The 21,521-nt window shown below is 59.0% G+C and carries 18 protein-coding genes and 2 pseudogenes; 9 read left to right on the top strand and 11 right to left on the bottom strand.

Annotation, left to right across the window (positions count from 1 at the left end):
- Positions 1 to 46: 46 nt before the first annotated feature.
- The 4 genes from MesoLj_RS35100 to MesoLj_RS35085 all read right to left on the bottom strand — a co-directional run bounded on the left by MesoLj_RS35100 (position 47) and on the right by MesoLj_RS35085 (position 6,738).
- Positions 47 to 1,006: an NUDIX hydrolase gene (locus tag MesoLj_RS35100; RefSeq protein ID WP_010913550.1), complete on the bottom strand. Its 960-nt coding sequence runs from the start codon at positions 1,004 to 1,006 to the stop codon at positions 47 to 49.
- Between the two features lie 576 nt (positions 1,007 to 1,582).
- Positions 1,583 to 3,397, bottom strand: coding sequence for a nif-specific transcriptional activator NifA (nifA, locus tag MesoLj_RS35095; RefSeq protein ID WP_202327599.1), 1,815 nt, complete (start codon positions 3,395 to 3,397; stop codon positions 1,583 to 1,585).
- 557 nt (positions 3,398 to 3,954) lie between these two features.
- On the bottom strand, positions 3,955 to 4,986 hold the full coding sequence (locus MesoLj_RS35090; protein ID WP_010913552.1) for a LacI family DNA-binding transcriptional regulator: 1,032 nt from the start codon (positions 4,984 to 4,986) through the stop codon (positions 3,955 to 3,957).
- Between the two features lie 318 nt (positions 4,987 to 5,304).
- Positions 5,305 to 6,738: a dicarboxylate/amino acid:cation symporter gene (locus MesoLj_RS35085; protein ID WP_096453579.1), complete on the bottom strand. Its 1,434-nt coding sequence runs from the start codon at positions 6,736 to 6,738 to the stop codon at positions 5,305 to 5,307.
- Positions 6,739 to 7,012: 274 nt separating this feature from the next.
- Here MesoLj_RS35085 and MesoLj_RS35080 point away from each other — a divergent pair, with 274 nt between their 5' ends.
- The 3 genes and pseudogenes from MesoLj_RS35080 to MesoLj_RS35070 all read left to right on the top strand — a co-directional run.
- Entirely contained in the window at positions 7,013 to 8,866 is a 1,854-nt protein-coding gene (locus MesoLj_RS35080; protein WP_202327598.1) for a sensor histidine kinase, read from the top strand.
- Positions 8,863 to 10,230, top strand: a complete 1,368-nt coding sequence (locus tag MesoLj_RS35075) for a sigma-54-dependent transcriptional regulator (protein ID WP_096453581.1) — start codon at positions 8,863 to 8,865, stop codon at positions 10,228 to 10,230. The genes MesoLj_RS35080 and MesoLj_RS35075 overlap by 4 nt, the downstream gene beginning before the upstream one ends.
- A gap of 77 nt (positions 10,231 to 10,307) precedes the next feature.
- Positions 10,308 to 10,830: pseudogene (locus MesoLj_RS35070) on the top strand (IS3 family transposase); the annotation flags it as partial.
- A 223-nt stretch (positions 10,831 to 11,053) separates the two neighbouring features.
- On the opposite strand, the gene MesoLj_RS36560 reads toward MesoLj_RS35070, so the two are convergent.
- Positions 11,054 to 11,317 carry a hypothetical protein gene (locus tag MesoLj_RS36560; protein ID WP_244730967.1) on the bottom strand — a complete coding sequence of 88 codons (264 nt, stop codon included), beginning with the start codon at positions 11,315 to 11,317 and terminating at the stop codon, positions 11,054 to 11,056.
- A 66-nt stretch (positions 11,318 to 11,383) separates the two neighbouring features.
- On the opposite strand from MesoLj_RS36560, the gene MesoLj_RS36555 reads away from it, so the two are divergent.
- Both MesoLj_RS36555 and MesoLj_RS35060 read left to right on the top strand, forming a co-directional pair.
- Entirely contained in the window at positions 11,384 to 11,521 is a 138-nt protein-coding gene (locus MesoLj_RS36555) for a methionine adenosyltransferase domain-containing protein (protein ID WP_446720348.1), read from the top strand.
- A gap of 132 nt (positions 11,522 to 11,653) precedes the next feature.
- On the top strand, positions 11,654 to 12,820 hold the full coding sequence (locus tag MesoLj_RS35060; protein WP_202324412.1) for an NAD(P)/FAD-dependent oxidoreductase: 1,167 nt from the start codon (positions 11,654 to 11,656) through the stop codon (positions 12,818 to 12,820).
- A gap of 73 nt (positions 12,821 to 12,893) precedes the next feature.
- Here MesoLj_RS35060 and MesoLj_RS35055 read toward each other — a convergent pair.
- A pseudogene (locus MesoLj_RS35055) lies at positions 12,894 to 13,289 on the bottom strand (IS481 family transposase); the annotation flags it as partial.
- A gap of 462 nt (positions 13,290 to 13,751) precedes the next feature.
- Here MesoLj_RS35055 and MesoLj_RS35050 point away from each other — a divergent pair.
- The 4 genes from MesoLj_RS35050 (at position 13,752) to MesoLj_RS35035 (ending at position 17,803) form a co-directional block, all read left to right on the top strand.
- Positions 13,752 to 14,741: a nodulation protein NodZ gene (locus MesoLj_RS35050; protein WP_202308797.1), complete on the top strand. Its 990-nt coding sequence runs from the start codon at positions 13,752 to 13,754 to the stop codon at positions 14,739 to 14,741.
- Positions 14,742 to 14,882: 141 nt separating this feature from the next.
- The gene (gene gmd, locus MesoLj_RS35045; RefSeq protein ID WP_202324410.1) at positions 14,883 to 15,983 is read left to right on the top strand and encodes a GDP-mannose 4,6-dehydratase; all 1,101 of its coding nucleotides are present in this window, start codon (positions 14,883 to 14,885) and stop codon (positions 15,981 to 15,983) included.
- A gap of 72 nt (positions 15,984 to 16,055) precedes the next feature.
- Positions 16,056 to 17,024 carry a GDP-L-fucose synthase family protein gene (locus MesoLj_RS35040; RefSeq protein ID WP_027033168.1) on the top strand — a complete coding sequence of 323 codons (969 nt, stop codon included), beginning with the start codon at positions 16,056 to 16,058 and terminating at the stop codon, positions 17,022 to 17,024.
- Positions 17,025 to 17,419: 395 nt separating this feature from the next.
- Positions 17,420 to 17,803 (top strand): hypothetical protein, encoded by a 384-nt coding sequence (locus tag MesoLj_RS35035; RefSeq protein ID WP_069091040.1) that lies wholly within the window; start codon positions 17,420 to 17,422, stop codon positions 17,801 to 17,803.
- A gap of 302 nt (positions 17,804 to 18,105) precedes the next feature.
- Here the strand turns inward: MesoLj_RS35035 and MesoLj_RS35030 are convergent, their stop codons facing one another.
- The 5 genes from MesoLj_RS35030 to nifB form a co-directional block, all read right to left on the bottom strand.
- Positions 18,106 to 19,017: an SIR2 family NAD-dependent protein deacylase gene (locus MesoLj_RS35030; protein WP_202324408.1), complete on the bottom strand. Its 912-nt coding sequence runs from the start codon at positions 19,015 to 19,017 to the stop codon at positions 18,106 to 18,108.
- 41 nt (positions 19,018 to 19,058) lie between these two features.
- Positions 19,059 to 19,271, bottom strand: a complete 213-nt coding sequence (gene nifT, locus MesoLj_RS35025) for a putative nitrogen fixation protein NifT (protein WP_010913564.1) — start codon at positions 19,269 to 19,271, stop codon at positions 19,059 to 19,061.
- On the bottom strand, positions 19,268 to 19,594 hold the full coding sequence (locus MesoLj_RS35020) for a nitrogen fixation protein NifZ (protein ID WP_096453587.1): 327 nt from the start codon (positions 19,592 to 19,594) through the stop codon (positions 19,268 to 19,270). Before MesoLj_RS35020 ends, nifT begins: the two co-directional genes overlap by 4 nt.
- A 90-nt stretch (positions 19,595 to 19,684) precedes the next feature.
- Positions 19,685 to 19,879 carry a 4Fe-4S binding protein gene (locus tag MesoLj_RS35015; protein WP_010913566.1) on the bottom strand — a complete coding sequence of 65 codons (195 nt, stop codon included), beginning with the start codon at positions 19,877 to 19,879 and terminating at the stop codon, positions 19,685 to 19,687.
- Positions 19,880 to 19,911: 32 nt separating this feature from the next.
- Positions 19,912 to 21,393, bottom strand: a complete 1,482-nt coding sequence (nifB, locus tag MesoLj_RS35010; RefSeq protein ID WP_202324405.1) for a nitrogenase cofactor biosynthesis protein NifB — start codon at positions 21,391 to 21,393, stop codon at positions 19,912 to 19,914.
- Between the last annotated feature and the right edge of the window lie 128 nt (positions 21,394 to 21,521).

Below are 21,521 nucleotides of genomic sequence, written 5' to 3'. Positions count from 1 at the left end.
CCATCTGATTATAAGATATATATAATCGTTGTGACTATAAGGGGTGTCAAGCCCGTGCGAGCGGTAATTTTGTGCCGGCCACAGGCCTCTCGTCGAGAATAGTATGGTGGAAGCGGTAGAGCTGCGCAGGCCGGCCGCCGGTCTCGGCGGTCGTCGCCCCGGTCTTCTCAACCAGTTCCTGCTGCTCTATGAGCCGGCGAAAGTTCGGCTTGTTGATGAGCCTGCCGGAGAGCGCCTCCACAGTTCGCTGTAGCTGCAAAAGCGTGAAGAGCGGCGGCATCAGTTCGAACACAACAGGCCGGTATTTAATTTTGGAGCGCAGTCGTGCAATAGCCGTTGCCAGAATGCGGCGGTGATCGGCGATCATCGATCTGCCCGGCACGGAAGGGAGGATGGCCGAAACTCCGCCGCGCTTTGCTTCCTCCACCAGGGCGGCTTCGTAGAGCAGCTCGTAGCGCTGCAGCGCGAGTTCTTCGTTCCATGCCCGGCCGTCCAAGGCAAAGGCAACCGCCGCTCGCCGTCGGCGATCGAAGCGCGTCGCGCCGTCGTCCGCGCCGTCCGCCCATTCGATAAGGCGCGGCCGCAATTCTTCCAGCACTATCGGGGGCCTGCCGGACCGATGATCCTCCCACGGGAAATAGTCGTACCAGCTGGCCCAACTGCGCCTGCCCGAGGCGCCCGCATCTTCTTCGCGGGTGAGTGCGAGATAGCTGATCGAGATCACGCGCTGGTTGGCGCCGACCCGATCGCGATCGGCAAAGGTGTAGAGCTGCTCGATATAACCGAGAGGCTGACCGGTCTGCAGTTCCACCCATGCCCTAAGCCCCGACTGGAGCGAACGATGAGCGAGCTCAAACGGGCCCGAGGGAAGAGCGGCCCCCTGTTCGATGGTCAGAACACATGGTCCAGCGTCGTTCACGGCGACCACGACTGCGATCAGGTCGGCGTTGACATTGTTGGTCTTGCCTATGGTTCTGCCTTTCCTTGGTCCTTTGGCCTGATCCATGGTTCCTGAGCCACTTGGGTTAGACCTCCGCGCGAACTGTCTAAACCGATTTAGTTCTGTTCTTTATCATACCAATCGTCGCGTCAACACCACGCGCTGTGGCGACTTTACCTCTTCGAACCTGCACAAAAATATGCCAAACGCGACACTCGCCGTGGGTGACGCTGGGTGAGGAGAGACGTCGATTGAGCGTCGGAGGTATCGTAAAAGGCGATCACGCCGCCGGATATGCGTGCGCGAAAGGCAGCACGGCGCTTATCTGCCTGACGACCTACACCACTCCGGTAAGGTTGGTTGACGGCGTACTGTTCTCCGTTTCAATGGCGAGACATCCGGCACGGGGCCAGCGGAGCGACATGGCCATCGGACCGACCATGACGGCGCTGCGTTTGCGCCAACTTGACTGGGATACCAAGCGCCGTGCGGTCGAGCGGGCCGTGGATTGCGGCCGGCGCCAACAGGAGGGCTGCAACGCCTCACCGACGGAGGTCCGAGCCGTACCAATCAACGCTAATTTGTCCCAGCTATTCGCCTCGCGCGCTATCTCGCGGCCCCGCTTGAAGTCCGACAGCAGGTTCAGAGATTCTTGATCTCGATACCGTATTTCCTCAGCGCGTAACCAATCTGGCGCGGCGTCAGTCCAAGCAGGCGCGCTGCCTTTGCCTGTACCCAGCCGGATCTTTCCATGGCCGCGATGAGACGCTCGCGATCGGTCATCTTCGCGTCGCTTACGAGGCCTAGCCGAACAGGCGCTGGCAGTGCCTGCTCGCTGTCGTCATGCGGGACCCCAATTGCGGCCGAAGCAAAAGCACCAGACGATTGCATAGCCGGGTTCAGTGGCGATGGTGCGATCGGCTCCGATTTCGGCGAAGTCTCCTTAGACGCGTGCTTCCATAACATCGCGGAAAGGCATCGGCCGTGTGAGCAGTCAAAGTCGCTTCTGACGATTGACGTTCCCGCTGCGAGGGTCGCTGTCCGCTGCACGCAATTTTCAAGCTCGCGGACATTTCCGGGAAAAGCACAGTTCATCAGCACTTCAGTCGCACTCGCATCGAAGACCATCATACGGCCGTTCTCGTTGTTGAAATTCTTGAGAAACTCAGCGGCAAGGAGCGGAATATCACCGCGCCTTTCGCGCAATGGCGGCACCAGCAGGGGAACAACGCTGATGCGATAATAAAGGTCGGCGCGAAACTCGTTCCTTGCAACCGCGTCTTCCAGGTTCCTGTTCGTGGCGGCAATCACGCGAACGTCGACCTTAATCGTCTGGTTGCTGCCGACGCGCTCGAACTCCTGCTCCTGCAGCACGCGCAGCAGCTTTGCCTGGAACGAGGCCGAAATCTCACCGATCTCGTCCAGAAACAACGTTCCCTTGTCGGCGAGCTCAAAGCGCCCCTTGCGCGAGTTGAATGCACTGGTAAAGGCCCCCTTTTCGTGACCGAACAGTTCGGATTCCAGGACTGTCTCAGGGAGCGCTGCGCAATTGAGCTTGATGAACGGCCGCTTGGCGCGTCCCGACATCTCGTGAACGGCCTTGGCGACCAGCTCCTTGCCGGTCCCCGATTCCCCGCGCAGCAAAACGGTGCTGTTGGACCTGGCTACTAACGCGACCTTCTCAAGCAGCCCGCGCAGCGCCGGGCTGTCGCCAATGATCCCCTTGACATGAGCCCGTTTGCCCTGATGCCCAGGCTGCTTGAGTTCGCCGAATCGCTTTTGCATCCGGATTTTCTCGGCCATCAGTCGCTCGCGGTCGGACGCGAACAGGCGATGCAGCTTCACTGTCTGTCCAACCAGATTAGCGATTGTGGTAAGGAGGCGCAGGTCGTAATCGAGGAGGGAGCCTGATTTGTTGTCCAGGATGCGGTCGATGGTCAGCGTGCCCACGACGTTCGCATCGACGCGAATGGGTACGCCGATGAACGACACTTTCATGTTGTCGGACGCCCCGAGCACGTCCTTGTCGGCGGCGTTGAAAGCCGGATCCAACGCTATGTTCTCGGCGACGAGCGCCATGCCCGTCGTTATGATCTGGTCGATCGCCGCCCGTGGCAGATGCTTGCGGTAGCGCTCATCGCTGCCTTCGCTCCAGCCGGCGCCGACGGTCATGTCCGGTATGCCGGCACCGTCGCAGAGCGAGATGATGCCGTGCCGCACCTGCACCAACGATGGCAGGAGGTCGACGACGTTGGCCAACGTGGCTTCCAGCCCAGAGGGAGCGGTGAGCGCTGTCGACGTTTCAAAGATGTCCGGCGCCCTCTCGTGCAACGGCACAATAGGGACCACATGATTCGTCTCGGACTTCGAATTGGACTTTTTCATTTTTGGAAGCGATATGCAGCGTGACGAGATCTGCCTGGCACTTTGCTCGCAGTTGCGAGTATCGTGTTGCATGTGATCATCATCTCGCGCCATGAAATCGATGCCCGAGGCAAGTGCGCCTATTGTCCAGCGCGTGGATGTCCTTGGCGAATCGCATTCGTCGGCGTCTTCGCTCCGCAGGCCGCTGCACAATCGACGAGTTTGCTCGCCTCGCCCTTGCACGCGGCGATTCATTGAAGCACGTAAAGGCGTTGATGAAGATAGTCGTGACGATTGATCCGTCGGCAAGACGGACGTCTGCAGCCGGCTTTTCGCGCGCAATGAAATTGCCATCGAGATGATAGCTAATGTCGATGCCAGTCAGGCCCGGGCCGCGAGCAAGTGCGGCCCTGGCAAGATGGGGCGGCGTCATGCGGTCGATCGCAAAGCGGAGCGATGCTTGACGCATGGCTTTCCTCTCTCTTCATGAAGTGCGGGTCGTCGTTCTCGGCTGACTGGCTTCCGCCGCGCAGCAATCATTCGTTGTTAAACGAGACCGGAATGAGGCAGGTGAGTCAATCAAACTCCCGCTGCTTTTCTTTCATGAATGAAAGGAAATTAGGCTCTCATGATAGTATTTTATCAGTTTTTCAGATGTTTTCCGGCAGATAGATCTCAAACGGCAGAAAAGTCTGCCCGAGCGTCTCCGAAGTGCCGACCTTGATGGCCTGGGCCATCAGCGTCATCAGTTCCTGGCAAAGCAGGCGCTGGGGCGTGGCGACCGACATCGTGATCATGCCATCTGCGAGTGCAGCCCGTGACTCCGGCGTGATCTCGTTAACGATCGCGACGAGACCCCGGCTTTCGCCTTCTTCACGGAGCGCGGAGATCGCTCCCTCCATACCTCCGCCGGCCACATAGAAGCCGGTGAGTTCGGGTTCCCGTTGCATGAGATCCAGCGTGGCCTCGTAGGTGATCTGCCGTGCCTCAAGGTTCACGAGCGGATCGAGCAGCTCGAATGCCGGTGCATTCTCACGGAAATAGGAGCGAAAGCCGACCTCCCGCAGCTCCTGCCCCTGAAAACGGTGGCTGCCGACAAAAACCGCCACCTTGCCCGGCCGTCTTGCGACCTTTGAAAGCATCCACGCTGTCGTCCGCCCGACCTTGCGGTTGTCGAGGCCGATATAACCCTCACGAACACCTTCGGCGAAATCGGAAAGCAGCGAGAAAACGGGGATGCCTTTTGCCTTGAGTTCTTGGACGGCTGCCGTGATCGCCGGATGGTCCGGCGCCACCATGGCGATCGCGTGGCAGCGCGCTCCGAATTCCTTGAGCAATGGAATAAGGTCGCATGGCATGTGCGACGGCGCGAATTCGATGAGCGAAGTGCCATGGAAGCACTTCGCCGCGTTGACCGCCGCTTCGACCTCACGCGCGAAGCCCTGGTAGAAGTGGTGAGTCGGTTTTCTCAAGATGAAGCCAAGCCGATATTGCGGCAGGTCCGGCTGCAGGCGCTGCTTGATAAGACCTGCGGCGTGATATCCGATGGCCTGTGCCGCCGCTAAGACCCGCTGCGCAGTCTCCTTCCGCACCGGATGACGGGCATTCAGAACTCGGTCAACGGTGGCAACACTAACCCCGGCTTCCCGGGCGATATCAGCAATTATGGGTCGCTTCGCCATTGTTCGAGTCTGATTAAACGACATCAAGAAGAAATCCGGCAAAGGTCGATTCAGTAAAATCTGTCATTCCTGCATTGATCCTGTTCGCTACCGAATTCTGGTCGTGGCATGGTGCGAGGTAGAAGCCGAAATGTAGAGCCTGGGCGAATTGTTCAGCCGTGCCGACGGCTCCGACCCAGCTCCGCGCCCGGTTCGACGAACCGTCGCAAACTTCGGAGGCATTAAGCGCATCATCGAGGGCTTGTGTGTCGTGACCGGTGCAAGACCTTCGCAAGGCGCAGATGATTTTGCACCCACTGCATTTCGGGATTGTTGATTTCATCGGCCCGCGAGAGTTTGTTTGGAACCCGCGGCCCGATCGTCCGGCGTTTGGGACCAGCCAGGCGATTCAACCGGCAGCGATGCTGCCGAGTTGCTCGGCGCGGGCGTTATCAGTGGCTGGCCGGTTGATGTCTCGGCAGGCTGGTGGCCGCAGAATGCAGCTTTCAATTGCGCCTGATCCAGTTCGCCTTCCCAGCGGGCGACGACGAGCGATGCCACCGCGTTACCGACCAAATTCGTCAGTGCCCTGCATTCCGACATGAAGCGATCGACGCCAAGGATCAGCGCCATTCCAGCAACGGGAACTGCCGGCACTACGGAGAGCGTAGCGGCCAACGTGACGAAGCCGGCACCTGTGACACCTGCTGCACCCTTGGAGGAAAGCATCGCGACGAGCAGCAGCAGGACCTGATCGCCAACTGACAAATCCGTATTCGTCGCCTGCGCGATGAAAAGGGCCGCGAGGGTCATGTAGATATTGGTGCCATCCAGATTGAAGGAATATCCGGTCGGGATAACCAGGCCCACGACCGAGCGCTTGGCGCCGGCCTTTTCCATTTTCTCCATGAGAGAGGGCAGCGCAGCCTCGGAGGAGGACGTTCCGAGGACCAGCAGCAGCTCTTCCTTTATGTAGCGGATAAGAGAAAAGATCGAGAAGCCATTGTAGCGACAGACTGCACCGAGAACCCCGAATACGAAGAGGAAGGCCGTGAGATAGAAGGTCCCGACCAGCATCGCAAGGTTGGCTACCGAACCGATGCCATATTTGCCAATCGTGAAGGCCATTGCTCCGAAAGCACCGATCGGCGCGGCTTTCATCAGGATGCCGACCAATTTGAAAACGGGTGCAGTGAGGTCCTGAAGGAAGGAAAGAACCGATTTGCCCGATTCTCCGACCATCGCCAGCGCGATGCCGAAGAGGACGGAGAAGAACAACACCTGTAGAATGTCGCCTTCCACAAAGGCGCCGACAATCGTGGTCGGGATCATGTTCATGAGGAAGCCGGTCACGGACTGCTCATGGGCCTTTGAGGCATAGCCATTGACGGCTTGGACGTCGAGCGAGGTCAGATCGATGTTGAGGCCGGCGCCAGGCTGAATGACATTGCCGACGATGAGGCCGACGATAAGCGCGAGCGTCGAGAAGGTGAAGAAATAGACCATCGCCTTGCCGGCAACACGGCCGACCTTCTGAAGATCGCTCATGCCGGCAATTCCAGTCGACACGGTCAGAAAGATAACGGGCGCGATGATCATCTTGACGAGCTTGATGAAGGCATCGCCGAGCGGCTTCAGGTTTTCTCCGATTTGCGGATAAAAATGGCCAACCGCAACGCCGAGGAGGATTGCGACAAGCACCTGCACGTAAGGCTTGGCAAAAAGGGTCTTGCGGGGTGCGCGCTTTACGCTTGGAGCCAGTGGGGTCAACATGTAAGTTTTCTCTCCCTGACCGGTTTGGGGCGGGCTGTTCCTCCCCGCGGCTTCTCCCATCGCGGCGCCCCGGTCGAACGCTGCTGCGTTGTTGACCGCAATAGCCGTGCCAAGCCAAGAGAGCGCGGAAATCGCCGGAGCCTCAGGTATCTTCAACAAATCGCGCAGCAAGATTGTGCGGTTTTCCGCACGGATCGCCTTCCCTTCTGGCGGAACCCCGCACTATGGTTCGTCAATGATCGGTTTTAAGAATACGATGGCAGAAGAAGAAGACATGGGTAATGGCGCCTTCCAGCGCGCCCCATTGGTCTTCCCTGGTAGATCCGGCGGTCGATCTCTCTGGCTTGTGATTTTGCTTGCAATTCTTGGTGCGGCGCTCTGTTTCGTCGTCTTTGCAACGGGACGCATCGCCGGCACCAGAGCAGAGTATGCCCTACGCGACCGTGCTCTTGCCGCGTTCCCACTTGCAGCCGACAGTTTGAAAGGAGAGATCGAGAAGCAGCGAATGATTCCGCTGGTTCTGGCACGCGACGGTGCCGTTCAGGAGATGCTTCGCAGTCCGAGCACTGCCAACGAAGCCGCGCTTGATGAGAAGCTTCGCGCCATCGCGCGCGACGCCGGCTCTTCTATACTCTACATCATTAATCCTGAGGGCGTAGCGGTTGCTGCGAGCAACGCCGGCGAGCCGACCAGTTTCGTCGGCAGCGATTACCGCTTTCGCCACTACTTCACCGAGGCGATGGCGGATGGGGCGGCTATGCAATATGCGCTCGGCACGGTTAGCGCGCGCCCTGGTCTCTATCTGTCGAGCCGGGTCGATGGGCCGGAGGGGCCGCTCGGTGTGGTTGTGGTGAAGGTGGAGCTCGACCGCGTCGAGTCGCGTTGGCTGGAGAGCGGCTTCGTGGTCTTCACGACCGATGAGCGAGGCGTGGTTCTTGCCACGAGCGTGCCCCAATGGCGTTTTGGCGCTCTCTCACCGCTTTCCGCAAAGGAGAAGCAAACCGCTCGCGATCGTCTGCAGCTACCGGGCGTGACTTTCGAGCCGGTGCCGCTTTCCCGCCGCGGCGACAACCTGGTCACCGCAACTCCTGAGAGTCGATCAGCCGGTTTCGTTGCGGTTTCGCAGGATCTCGGCAAAGCAGTTCCGGGCTGGCGCATGTCGTTGCTCATCCCCGCCGACACCGAGATCTCCTCGGCGGTCATGACAGCCCGCGTGACAACGCTGCTTGCCCTCGTTCTCGTTGGATTCGTCATTTTCATCATTGTTCGACGGCGGCGGGCGGCCCGGCAGCGGCAAGAAGTGCTTGTGTTGCTGAATGCGGAACTGGAGCATCGCGTCGAACTGCGCACGGCGGAGCTCCAGAGCTCGAACGCAGCGCTCGCCGGTGAGATCGCCGAGCGAGAGAACGCTGAAGCAAGAGTGCGTCGCCTGCGCGACGAACTCGCCCAGGCGAACCGCTTGTCAATCCTGGGACAGATAACGGCCGGGGTCGCCCACGAGATCAACCAGCCGGTCGCCGCAATCCGCACCTATGCTGAAAATGCCGCGCGTCTTCTAGGGATCGGCCGGTCGCAAGAAACCGCCGAGAATCTGACCTCGATCGTCGCCATGACCGGCAGGATCGGCACGATCACTGAAACGCTAAGGTCCTTTTCCCGCCGCGCCAGCGGATCGATGGGACCGATACTGGCGGACGACGCGATCGACGGCGCTCTGTCGCTTCTTTCAGGCCGAATTCGCGATTCCGGGGTGACGATTGAACGGAAGCGGATCGATCCGTCTCCAATTGTCATGGCAAGCCGCATGCGACTGGAGCAGATACTCGTCAACCTTCTCCAGAACGCGCTTGACGCTCTGAAGGATCAACCGGAGCCCCGCGTCGAGATAGCGCTCGCCGAAAACGGGGAAATGGTCGCTATTTCCCTTCGGGACAACGGCCCCGGCCTTGCCCCCGACATTCGCAGGAGCCTCTTCATGCCGTTCGTTACCAACAAGGAAAAGGGTCTCGGTCTTGGCCTGGTCATTTCGCAAGAGATCGCACGTGAGCTCGGCGGCTCGTTGCGGCATGATGATGCCGGCCACGGGAGAGGGACTTCCTTCACGGTCGAGCTGAGGCGAGCGGCATGAGTGCTGAATCAGGACCGGTCATTTTTATCGACGATGACGAGGATGTGCTTCGCGCAGCCACGCAGATGCTGAAGCTTGCCTCGTTCTCACCGAGCGTGTTCGGTTCGGCCGAGGCCGCACTCGCCAGAATCGACGGGAACTTCGATGGCCCTGTCGTGAGTGACATCCGTATGCCCGGGCTGAACGGACTTCAGCTCTTCGAGCGAGTGAAGGCGATCGACCCGGAAATTCCGGTTGTCCTGATCACCGGGCATGCCGACGTCGAGCTGGCCGTTGCCGCCATCAAGGATGGCGCCTACGATTTCATCTCGAAGCCATATGCGAACGACCGGCTTCTCGTGACGCTGCATCGCGCTTCGGAAAAACGGCGCCTGGTCCTGGAAAACAGACGTCTTAGGGATGCGGTTGTCCGATCTGCGGGCGATATCCCGCTGATCGGGGAGGCACCGACCATGATTCGATTGCGCGAAACTCTCCGCCAGATCGCCGATACCGATGTGGATGTCCTTGTGGAAGGCGAGACGGGCACGGGCAAGGAGGTGGTCGCGGATCTGCTTCACCGCTGGAGCAGACGACGCACGAAGCCCTTCGTTGCCCTGAATTGTGGAGCGCTGCCCGAAAGCGTCATCGATAGCGAACTTTTCGGGCACGAGGCAGGCGCCTTTACTGGCGCGCAGAGGCGCAGGACCGGTCGCATCGAGCATTCGAACGGAGGGACGCTCTTCCTCGACGAAATCGAGTCGATGCCGCCAGCACTCCAGGTGAAGCTTCTGAGGGTGCTTGAGACCCGGCAGATCACGCCGCTTGGCACGAACGAAACCCGCAGCATCGACCTTCGTGTCGTGTCGGCTACCAAGGCCGATCTCGGCGATCCGGCCGCCCGCGGAGATTTCCGGGAAGACCTTTATTTCCGGCTGAATGTGGTGACGCTCCGCATCCCGCCGCTTCGCGAAAGGCGCGAAGACATCCCGATGCTCTTTGGGCATTTCCTGGAACGCGCCTCCAAACGCTTCAGCAGGCCAGTTCCGGACATCAGCGCTGGCGTGCGCGATCGCCTCGTGAGCCACAATTGGCCCGGCAATGTCCGTGAACTCGTGCATTTCGCCGATCGCGTTGCATTGGGACTTGAAAGGCTGGGCACGCCCATTGCATCAGGTCGAAAGGAACAAGCGGTATCAAGCCTCCACTTGTCCGAGAAGGTCAGCCTTTATGAGGCGACTATCATCCGCGATGCCTTGCAGGAATGCGGCGGCGACGTGAGGCGCACGATCGAAGTCCTGGGAGTTCCCCGCAAGACCTTCTACGACAAGCTGAAACGACATGGGATAGACACGGCCGATTATCGAAAAACCGCCATTGGCTGAAGCCTTCTTGCTTGCATGTCGCGGAAAAGAAATTTCGCCATTCTCGTCCGACTCAAAGGATGCACTATGGGCTAGGTGAAGCGAGCCTGAGGTCGCTTTCGGAGCGCTATGGCATCAACCCCAAGACGGTCGCGAAGTGGAGAAGCGGAATTCGACCGCGATCTGTCCACCGGCTCCAGGGAGTCGACAGTTCTGTCTGTCGAGGAAAACCGTTGTTGTGGCCTTCCGCCGCAACAAGGCTGCTGCCGCTCGACGATTGCCTCTACGCGTTGCAGCCGACGTCACGCATCTGACGCGCTCCCACCGCTGCCTGCAGGCAAGCATCGGCCGATTGCCAGATGTCGACGGCGACAGGCCGGCGAGAAGAGTCAAGAGAATGAACCGGACCATCAAGACGCAACCGTCAAGCGCTTCCACTACGACGATCGCGACCAACTGCGTCGGCATCTTGCCGACTTCGTCGCGGCCTACAATTTCCGGCCGCAAGCTGAAGACCCTCAAGGGCCTCACGCCCTGCGAGTTCATCTGGAAGGCATGGGCTTCCCAGCCCGAGCGTTCACTTTCAATCCGCTCCAGCAAATGCCGGGACAAAACATTTAGCAAATGGCGGATGAGGTGCACGATGCAAGTTAGCACGTCGCCTGGGGAAAGGTGCGCCGATCGCCTCCCTCTTGGCCAACCAGTTCCAGCTTGCCGTCTTACCAGGCCCCCGCCAATCTCGTTGCGTTGTTGTTTAGCGTTGCAACAGATCCTTCAAAGAAATTCATGGAATCGTTGCGAGCGCAAATCGCTGTCAATGGTACGCTCATCACAACTTTCGAGATCAGTGGCGGCAGAAATCTGGTGTCGTTTTATGTTCCGCCGCCAAACAGCATTTGCGAAGAGCGCGAAATGACAAAGCCAGCAGGACGAGGGTACCAGCCATGCGCACATCGATTACACCCAAGTCGCCCGCGATACGATACTCGATATTGGCGATGCCATCGGCTTTGATGGTCGAAATTGCGCCGTCGTTCTGGCTCTCACCGGGCAGTCGCCCGACACCAGCCAGGGCGTTGATGAAGGACGATGGCAGGATCTCGAGCAAGGGCGGGATCAGGGCTCATGTTTGGATTCGCATGTTTTCGATCTCCGACCGAAAGGCATCATCGAGATGCTTGATCTCGTACGCCCGATATACCGCAACACGGCGACATACGGACACTTCGGCCGTGAAGAGCCTGAGTTCACCTGGGAGAAGACGGACAGAGCCGACGACTTGCCGCGTGGGGCAGGACCGGCAGCTGCGTGAGCGCCGCTGGATCAAGCGCATGCGGCAACCCTTTTCAACTCGCTAGGCCCGCGCCCGCCGCGGCAGGCGCTTCGACATCATGCTGACGGCTGTGTGATCGACACGGGCGGTTACCGGAAAGGCGACAAAAAAGTGCGTTACGACATCGTTATCATCGGAGGAGCCATCGTCGGCTCTTCGATCGCCTACTATCTGCGCGAGGAAGGGTTTTCCGGCTCGATCGCGCTGATCGAGCGCGATCCGCAGTTCGCGCACGCGGCAACGACGTTGTCCTGCGCCTCCATTCGCCAGCAATTCTCGATCCCGCAGAACATCCGCCTGTCGCAGTTCACCATGAAACTGTTCCGGCGGCTGAAGGAAGAATTCGGCGCGGACGCCGACATCGGTTTTCGCGAGGGCGGCTTTCTCATTCTCGCTGGCAAGAACGGGCTGCCGATCCTGAATGCCAACCACGAAGCGCAGGTCGCCGAGGGCGCCGACATCGTGCTCGAGGATGCCGAGCAGTTGACCCAGCGCTTCGCCTGGCTGTCGACCGAAGGCATTTCTGCCGGCGCCTATGGCCGCAGCGGCGAAGGCTGGTTCGACGCGCATGCGATGCTGACGCTGTTCCGCAAGGCGCTGCGCGGCAAGAACGTGGACTTTATGACCGCCTCGGTCATCGGCATCGAGCGGCAGGGCCACCGTGTCACCAGCGTCAGGCTCGACAATGGCGAGACGATCGAAGCAGGCACCGTCCTCAATGCCGCCGGGCCGAATGCCGGCAAGGTCGCCGCTCTCGCCGGGCTGGCGCTGCCGGTCGAGCCGCGCAAGCGCAATGTCTTCGTCTTCGAGGCGCGCGAAAAATATGCCGACATGCCGCTGCTGGTCGATCCCTCCGGCATCTATGTCAGGCCGGAAGGCCCGGTCTATCTCACTGGCGGCGCCGAACCGGAAGAAGGCGACGGCCCGGCCGACCCCCAGGATTTCGAGGTCGACTGGCCGCTGTTCGAAGAGGTGATTTGGCCGGTGCTGGCGACCCGCATTCCGGCCTTCGAGGCCATCAAGCCTACCCGCGCCTGGGCCGGGCACTACGATTACAACACGCTCGACCAGAACGCAGTCATCGGCCCGCATCCGCAGGTTAAGAATTTCCTCTTCGCCAACGGTTTTTCAGGCCACGGTCTGCAGCAGGCCCCGGCGGTCGGCAAGGCGCTGGCCGAGCTTCTCGTGCATGGCGGCTACCGCACGGTCGATTGCTCCGCGTTTGGGTACATCCGTGTCGCCGAAGGGCGGGCGTTTAGGGAATTGAATGTGATCTAGCAACAACGGCGCCGCGACGGTCTCCTTTGGTGCCGGCGGGACAGAGGGGCGCGAAGGTTCGCGACAGGCGGTGCCGCGGTACAAAGGCCTTGATGTTTAGCTTGCCCTGTTCGGTTGGGATCTCCGCAATATCAATGTGGAAGAAGCCGATGCTTGCGCTGCAGACATCGGTGCAATGAAGAGCGCGTCAGATGCGGGATCGTCGGCTGCAAGGCCGTAGAGGCAATCGTCCAGCGGCAGCAGTGTGTTGCGGCGGAAGGCCACAACAACGGTCCTCTTCTACGGCAGACAGAACCTTCGATCTCGGCTCCCTGGGGCCGGTGGGCAGATCGGCGGTCGAACTCCGCTCCTCCACTTCGCGACCGTCTTGGGGTTGATGGCATAGCGCTTCGAAAGCGAGCTCAGGCTCGCTTACAGCTCGACGCATCGCCTCTTTCTTTGTGGCGCTCCCATGCAGAACCTGGCCCAGTCGAAGCTTCGTGGCCGCGGCCCGCGCTCATGGCCGGCTTACTTAGGTCGATGCTGCGTGCCGTCACCGTGAGGTTCCGCTGGGGTTAGCGGTGCGTCGAGCACAGCGAGAGGGTTCACAGCCAACGCTCTGGAACCCATGTCACTAGCCATCCATGGCGTGGATGCGTTTCATCGAAACAGACGATTTTACCGATGTTACGGCACGATGCATAGAAAGAATTCAAGAATGTAGCAGCCTTAAGGAAAGTGGTTGATGTTTGCGTTGGCTCCGAAGAGCATTTTCTGGTCTGCGCGGAAGACCAGCCCAGGCGCGCGTCCATCGCGGCCAGGCACTTCCGCGACAGACGCAAGCTACATCGCATTGGCACAGCACGACAATCTTCCCCGAATTGCGCAGGCGCTTGCCTCAAACGCAGCAGCAAAGCTGAGGCTTGTGGTGTTCTGGAGAGAGGCAATTTAGATGCTTGTTGATCGCTCAAGGAACGATCGGTTCGTTGTTTCTCGACGGCGCACGGGTCTCGGTGATTGCCTGTGGTCTCTCGCGTCGGCTTGGGACTACGCACATCGGACGGGACGAGCTTTAGCAATAGATTGGCGCGGCTCTTGTTACCTTGACAACCCGTTTGCGAATGCCTTTCCAGCTTTCTTCAAGCCAATTGAGGATATCGGTGGTGTACGGGTCATTTGCGATGACCAGATCAACCACGTCTCATTCCCTGGTCCCTTCTTCCCGTCGTGGTGGAACAAGCCATCCATCGACTGCGTGTACCGTCCGGATGAACAGATTTTCCAAGAACGTGACGAGCTTAACGATCTTTTCCAGGCCCAAGATGATTGTGAAGCCAACACGGTAGTGTGTGATGCTTGCTTGATGTGGCGCTGCGATGAAAAGGCCGAGCGAACCATATTTAGGAGCATCACACCGAGGGTCGAAATTGAGGATCGCATTGAAGCGCTCTACCAGGAACATTTTGACGGGCACAGCATAATTGGAGTCCATGTCCGCCACGGCAACGGCGAAGATATTATGGATCACGCACCTTACTGGGCTGATCCGACGGTTGCCTTAGAGCAGGTATGCACTGCCATTCGTATGGCCAAGGCGCAACCGCATTCAAGACCTGTAAGGGTGTTCTTGTGTACAGACAGCGCCAAGGTTGTTGATCACCTGTCGGGCGTATTTCCCGAACTTTTCACCGTCCCAAAACGCTTCCAGGCGGATCAGGCCGGCCCCTTACACAGTGCAGCACTGGGCACCGACGGGGGGTTTTCCGCGCTCGTTGAGATGTATCTCCTCGGTCGATGCGACACTGTTATTCGCTTTCCTCCGACTAGCGCCTTCACCCGCTACGCCCGCCTCTTCGTGCCACGAATTGTCGAATTCGATTTGAATGACCCGCGTCGTTTGATCTTGATCGACAACACTTTCGAACGTTCCCCGGCTCCATGAAAGGCTGGCATCCCGATCGAACTCTCCCTTGCCTTCGCGCAGAGGCCCCCGTTCGCCTGCCCAATACGCCCCTTTCTCGCCACGCAATCCCGCCGCAGGCGAGCGTTTTCATGGGCGCGTCAAAATCAAAAGGATTCAAGCTTGTCAAAGAGAAAAGTAGCTTTAATCACCGGGGTTACGGGACAAGACGGTTCCTACCTCGCAGAATTGCTTTTAGAAAAGGGCTATTCTGTGCATGGGATAAAGAGACGATCGTCTCTTTTTAATACGGGCCGTATAGACCATCTCTATCATGACCCTCATGAAAGTGGCGTTGATCTTACACTTCACCACGGGGACTTGACAGACTCGTCGAGCCTTACGCGCGTCATCCAACTGGTTCAGCCGGACGAAATTTACAATTTGGCAGCTCAGAGCCACGTTGCAGTCTCCTTTGAAGAACCAGAATACACCGCGAACTCCGATGCCTTGGGTGCGCTGCGTATCCTCGAGGCAATTCGGATCCTGGGGCTCGTCAAGCATACGCGCTACTACCAAGCCTCGACGTCTGAGCTCTACGGGCTGGTGCGGGAAACGCCACAGACCGAGACGACACCGTTCTACCCCCGGTCCCCCTACGCTGTTGCCAAATTGTATGCTCACTGGATCACCGTAAATTATCGAGAATCTTACAATTTGTATGCATGTAACGGCATTTTATTTAATCATGAGTCACCTACGCGCGGAGAAACATTTGTAACTCGCAAAATCACGCGCGCCTTGACTCGGATTAAGCTTGGAATGCAACGCACTCTATTCCTCGGCAACCTTAATGCGCGTCGCGATTGGGGGCACGCTCGAGACTACGTCCAGATGCAGTGGTTGATGCTGCAGCAGCAGCAACCTGAAGACTTTGTGATCGCTAGCGGTGAGCAACATTCGGTGCGCGAATTCGTCACCGTCGCGGCCGCTGAACTCGGCATCGATGTTCGTTGGGTGGGGGAAGGGGTCGACGAAGAGGGGTACGATGCAAAGACGGGAGCTCTGATCGTAAAAGTAGATCCCCGCTATTTTCGTCCTGCAGAAGTCGAGACACTTCTCGGCGATGCCCGCAAGGCGAAAGAAAAACTTGGGTGGGAGCCCAAAATCTCCTTCATCGAATTGGTTAGGGAGATGGTTCGGGAAGATTTGCGCATGGCGGAGCGTGAAGCAGTGCTGATGAATCAGGGTTATTATTCACACAGTCCACGAGAGTTATGCTGACAACGGCGGCGCCATGCGGGGTTGTTGTCAGTGCTATGGTGGCCTTCTTAAGGAGCGCCCAGAGCGTTAACAATGGAAAACAAAAAGATGAAGAAAGTCTATGTGGCAGGCCATCGCGGCCTTGTTGGATCGGCCACGATGAGAGCCCTCGAGGCGTTAGGATCCTATGAGATAATAACACGTACTCACGACGAACTGGATCTATTTGACCGGAGCGAGACGCGCAGGTTCTTCATGTCGCAGCGGCCAGATTACGTCGTTATGTGCGCCGCGAAGGTTGGTGGTATACTGGCGAACGCCAGCTCCCCTGTCGATTTCCTTCATAACAACCTCGCGATTCAAGTCAGTGTTTTTGATGCCGCTTACGCTTCCGGCGTCGAACGGATGATTTTTCTTGGCTCCTCGTGTATCTATCCACGCGACTGTCCGCAGCCGATACGGGAGGAATACCTTCTCACCGGTCCGCTTGAAGCGACGAATCGTCCCTACGCTTTGGCAAAAATCGCAGGTGTCGAATCGTGCTGGTCTTTCAACCGGCAGTACAAGGCGCGCTATCTCGCGTTGATGCCGACCAATTTATATGGTCCCGGCGATAATTATCACCCCGAAAATTGTCACGTTCTGCCTGCTCTGATACGCCGCTTTCATCAAGCTAAAATGAACGGCGACTCCTCTGTGGGGGTCTGGGGATCCGGAAATCCTCGGCGAGAGTTTATGTATTCGTCGGATGTAGGCGATGCCATTGCGTTCCTGCTTGGCCTGCCAGATTCGGATTTTGACGCCTTGACAGCCCCCGACACTGCGCCCCTGATTAATGTTGGCGTTGGTGAGGACGTCACAATTCGCGAGGTGGCGGAACTCGTCAAGGCGGCGGTCTGCTGGGAGGGCAATTTGGTGTTCGACACGACGAAGCCAGACGGTACTCCGCGCAAGCTACTGGACGTAACGCGCTTGCGTAACCTTGGCTGGAAAGCCAAAACGTCCCTTGGTGCCGGGTTGCAAGCGACGTATGAGGATTTTCTTCGCCTTCATGCGGCTTGATGTGGAAGCGCGCATCCAGGTTGGACTGCATGTCCGACCGGGTGCAAGCTCGCCCAGTCCGGCCAAACAGATGAGAGGGACGCATACATCTCGAGGCGGCCGCAATAGTGGCCTGTGCTGACTTTGCAGACCGGACCTCTCTGCGACCGGCGATGCAGAGGATCACCCAGAAGCTTGCCCAAGCCAAATGGGAAGGGGAAGGCCGCATAACTGGCCGCACCTGGAACGGCTGTGCGTGAGCGCCGTCAACTCAAGCCGCCAGTTAGAACTGCTCGACCTCGCGGGAGCCGCTGCTTACGAAGCTGGCATCGACAGGAAAGCCAACCAGGCCCGCATCATGCCTCGAGGCAGGCCTTATCCAAGGCGGTGCATGCGGAAATGGCGGGCGTCGACGTATGCTTTTCAACTCGCGCTTAGCCGCAGGCGGGATCGTGTCCCCCTGCGTGGTGGAGCTGGCGGCATTGGTCGCCGTGCTCTCCGGCATGGGCCGGGCTGATCGGATTGGTTCAGTCTGCGTTGTTAGCGCCGAACTCACTCGCCTCAAGGTCATGGCGCCACAAGCGCGGATTCGCGGCGCCGTGGTGCGGGCGTTACAACTCATGCAGCAGCGGGTCTCGTTGATGGCGAAGCGGGCTGCCCTGAACCAATCGCTCGCGTCTGCGGCGCGCCAAGCTGTCGCGCAACGCGATCATCCTGACGCTCTGGGATGGCAGTGGCAGGTGACCGCCTATATGGCAGTGGCAGGTGACCGCCTATGCGGTGAGCACGCTTGGCCTTAGCTCGATTGGCATCGACCCCAACCGGCCCTGGTCATCGCGCCGTGCCACAGCTTTTACCGCCAAGTGAAGCCGATCAGCTGCGACCGCTCGCCGCGACAACCCTGGCGCCAGACTATGCTCTGCTCGGCTGGTTCGAGCCCGTCGCCGCTGTGTTCATCCGCAGCATCGAATGCCATATCCGCTGCAGCCTCGAATGCAATAACCGTCGTAGCTTTTCAGAGTGCCTCTCGGAGTTGTTGAAAAACCCGGAAGTCAATTGCCCGTTTTACCTTTTCGGCAATGTTGAGGTGTCTGAGAATGGCTCAAACGATACCCCGTTTGGCTTCATGCAATGTCTCGCCCAGTCCGACGAGACGGGCTGCGGCCTGACCCGTCGGCATGTCAATGACCGTGATTGCGCTTGCCGCAAGGAAACGACGCTCGTTCTTGGTCAGCGTCGCTGTATCGATTGCCGCAAAATGTGGGCCATTGGAGCGCTTCATGATCTGCCGGGCATAGGTGCGCAGCATCTGATCGTTGAAGCGGCAGCCGATGAAGAAAACACCACGACTAGCTCGCCGTTCCTTCACCAGGTCAGGGATCGGCGTCTGGATGTCGATTTCGCTCAGCACTTCAACGTAGTCGGAATCTGCGACGAGGAAGTTTGCGGCCGGCCTGGCACCGCCGTGAGGGGCGTAGAGAACCGTCTTCGCCGCTGGTGCGGATTCGAGTAATATCCCGGACAAATCGTAGGCTTTCGTCCAAATGTCACCGATCTCGTGCGCCCGTGTTACGCCCTGTATTTCGACGACGTCCGTTCGGCGGGTCTGTATTAGAGCCGCGCGCATGGCACCGTCGTACCAGCTGTCGACGATCACGGAGAGCGGCAGCGTTGCAAGCCAGGCATGCAAGATGGTCGGCACCACCGGGGCCGCGAATATTTCGGCCATCCAAACTTGAAGCGTCCGGCGGTGCCGGCGCTGTTCGATATACTGCGCTACCGACCACATGTTGGTGCGAATCTTCGAAGGGGCTGGCGCGCGCTTGTTGAGCGCTGCGGCAACGGCTTCGGGGGTATGCGGTACGGGCGGTCCCGCGGAGCGGATCTCAAGCAGACCCGGGCCGAGATAGGGAATGACCTGATCGGCCGCGAGCCCTTTCTTCAAAAGGTCAAGCTGCCTTTCGGCAAAACTGTCCCGAATGACGACGAGATGGCCCGAGGTCATTGTGTTCATGCTCGTATCCCTTTGCCGCTCTCTTTGTGTCAACCCGAAGGTCAGTCCTCGTCGGAAATCTTCCTTGCTTCCACGGTAATCGGCAAAGGCGTATCGCGCGGAAGGTCGGGCAGGACTAGCCGCCAGCCGTTCTTCAGCGTCACGGCGCCACCCCATAAGTGTTCGTTGTCGACCTTGATGATCGGCTCTTCGAGATCCTTTTTGGGAATATATGCCGACAAGCCAGCACGGGTCCTGCGGATCATTACCCTCATCGGGCCGTTCCTTCGTCAAACCCAGCACCGATTTCGGCACTGGAAGGAGTCCGGGCCGTCTCAAGGCTCATGAGTTCACGCGCACGCATGCCGACGACGGTGCCGCGATCGACCCATTCGACCGCATAGATGTAGAACTGCTGGAGAAAGGTGCCGATGTCGCGCACATAGCCCTCGTCGCCTTTGCGCACCAGATTTTCACCGATCTCCTTGCCCGGATAGGTGCCGTCATTTTTTATGTGGCGTGTGGCGCGGACCCGCTCACCCGGCATGAATCGCGGGGGTGTACGGATTTCGATGTCCTGTTCGCGTCCGAGGCTCATGGCCGTTCCTTTCTCTCGGCTGCAGCTTTCCAACAGGAGGTCGATGGTCCTGCGGAGGCGCCTCGACCGTGTCAGTAGCCGAAATGGAGGTCAGGCAGGGACGCAAGTCTTCGACACCGGACATACCGAGGCGCATTGCTGCGTTTCGAAGGTCCCCTCGCATTCGGTGCACTTTTTCGGATCGATCACGTAGGTCTCGCCCTTGAACTTAATCGCGCCCGAAGGGCATTCAAACTCACAGGCACCGCACTGGGTGCATTGGGAAGCGATGATCTTAAAGGCCATTTTCAACTCCGGTTCGGTTAGAATGAGGCGGCTCAGGCCGTCGCAGCCAGTGGCTCACTCCCAAACTCGGCGGCGTAAAGCGCGCCGATCGCGGTCTCGATGTAGTCATACCCGTAAGCCTCCGTTGCTCGGATCCCACCTTCCTTGAGACGATCCTCGGGGCAATTTCCAATTCTCGCGCACAGCACGATGTCTACGCCTTCGAGCGTAGAGATGACGCCGTCGAGGCTCTTGTCCTCGGCCCGGCCGCCGAGGCAATACTGTTCGACCTTGCGATGACCGACGAAACTGATCCCTTTCGGAGAGGCCTCATAAACCTGGAATTCCTTCGCATGGCCGAAATGCTCGTTGATGCGGCCGCCACCCTTGGTCGCCACCGCTACCAGAAGCGATTTGCCGGAGCCTGCGGTCTTGACCATCCCGAGCGCCTCGCTCTTGGCCGCCAGGCGATCGCCCCGCTCGCGCGCGACCACTGCCCGATATGTCTCGCGCTTGCTGGCGTCGTACGTGACCTTGTCGGGAAGCCGGTCGAGCGTGAATTCCTGGCCACGATCCTCGCCGAGCAGGCCGACAGCATCGGCCCGGCACTGCCGGCAGTGGCGCATCAACTTGGCGCCGCCTTCGAGACGATCCTGAAGGGCCTTCAGCTCCATTGCCTTGGGGCCGCGCTGCCCACTCAGGCCGTAATGCGTACCGTGCGCCGGGTCGGAAATCAGCGGCATGACATTGTGCAGGAACGCGCCGCGCTCCTTGACCCATTTATTCACCTCGATCAGGTGCTCATCGTTTACGCCGGGGATCATTACCGAATTGATCTTGGTGAGGATGCCGCGCGCCGTCAGCATCTCCAGCCCCGACATCTGTCGTTCGTGCAGGATCGTGGCGGCCTCAACGCCGGTATAACGGCGGTTGCCATAGAAGATCCACGGATAGATCTTGGCACCGATCCGCGGGTCGACCATGTTGATGGTGATCGTCACGTGATCGACATTCATTTCGGCAAGCTCGGCGACGCGGTCTGGCAGCGCGAGCCCGTTGGTTGAGATGCACAGCTTGATGTCGCCGATTTCCTTGGCGACCCGTTGGAATGTCGCCTTTGTGTTCTTCCAGTCGTAACAGGCATCGCCCGGTCCGGCGATGCCAAGCACGGAAAGCTGCGGCACTTCGTTGGCAACCCCGATCACCTTGCGCAGCGCCTGGTCGGGCGTCAGCCTTTCCGAAACGACCCCAGGCCGGCTTTCGTTGGCGCAGTCATATTTGCGATTGCAGTAGTTGCATTGAATATTGCAGGCTGGGGCGACCGCCACATGCATGCGCGCGAAATAGTGGTGCGCTTCCTCTGAAAAGCAGGGATGATCCTTGATCTTCTCCCAGACGACCGAGTCCATCTCGTGCGGCTTCGCGGAGGAGCCGCAGGATGAAGATGCGCAGCCACCGGATTTCGCTCTCGCCGGCGACTGATCGAAGACTGTCGTGCCGGAAAGGCCCTGTAGCGAAATCATCGGTGCGGACATGGAGCGGCTCCGTGCGTGGTGTGAACATCGCACTTCAGAGCGCAAGAGATATGCCAACCCCAAAAGCGGTCTTATCCGTCATGTTGGCTTTTACGTCGGCCTTTTGTGTCCAATTGTGTCCGTTTCCT

Origin of the sequence: Mesorhizobium sp. 113-3-9 (assembly GCF_016756515.1) — a bacterium.
Classification (GTDB): Bacteria; Pseudomonadota; Alphaproteobacteria; order Rhizobiales; family Rhizobiaceae; genus Mesorhizobium.
Note: the sequence above shows the minus strand (reverse complement) of the source record. Positions and strands in the feature narration are given on the sequence as shown.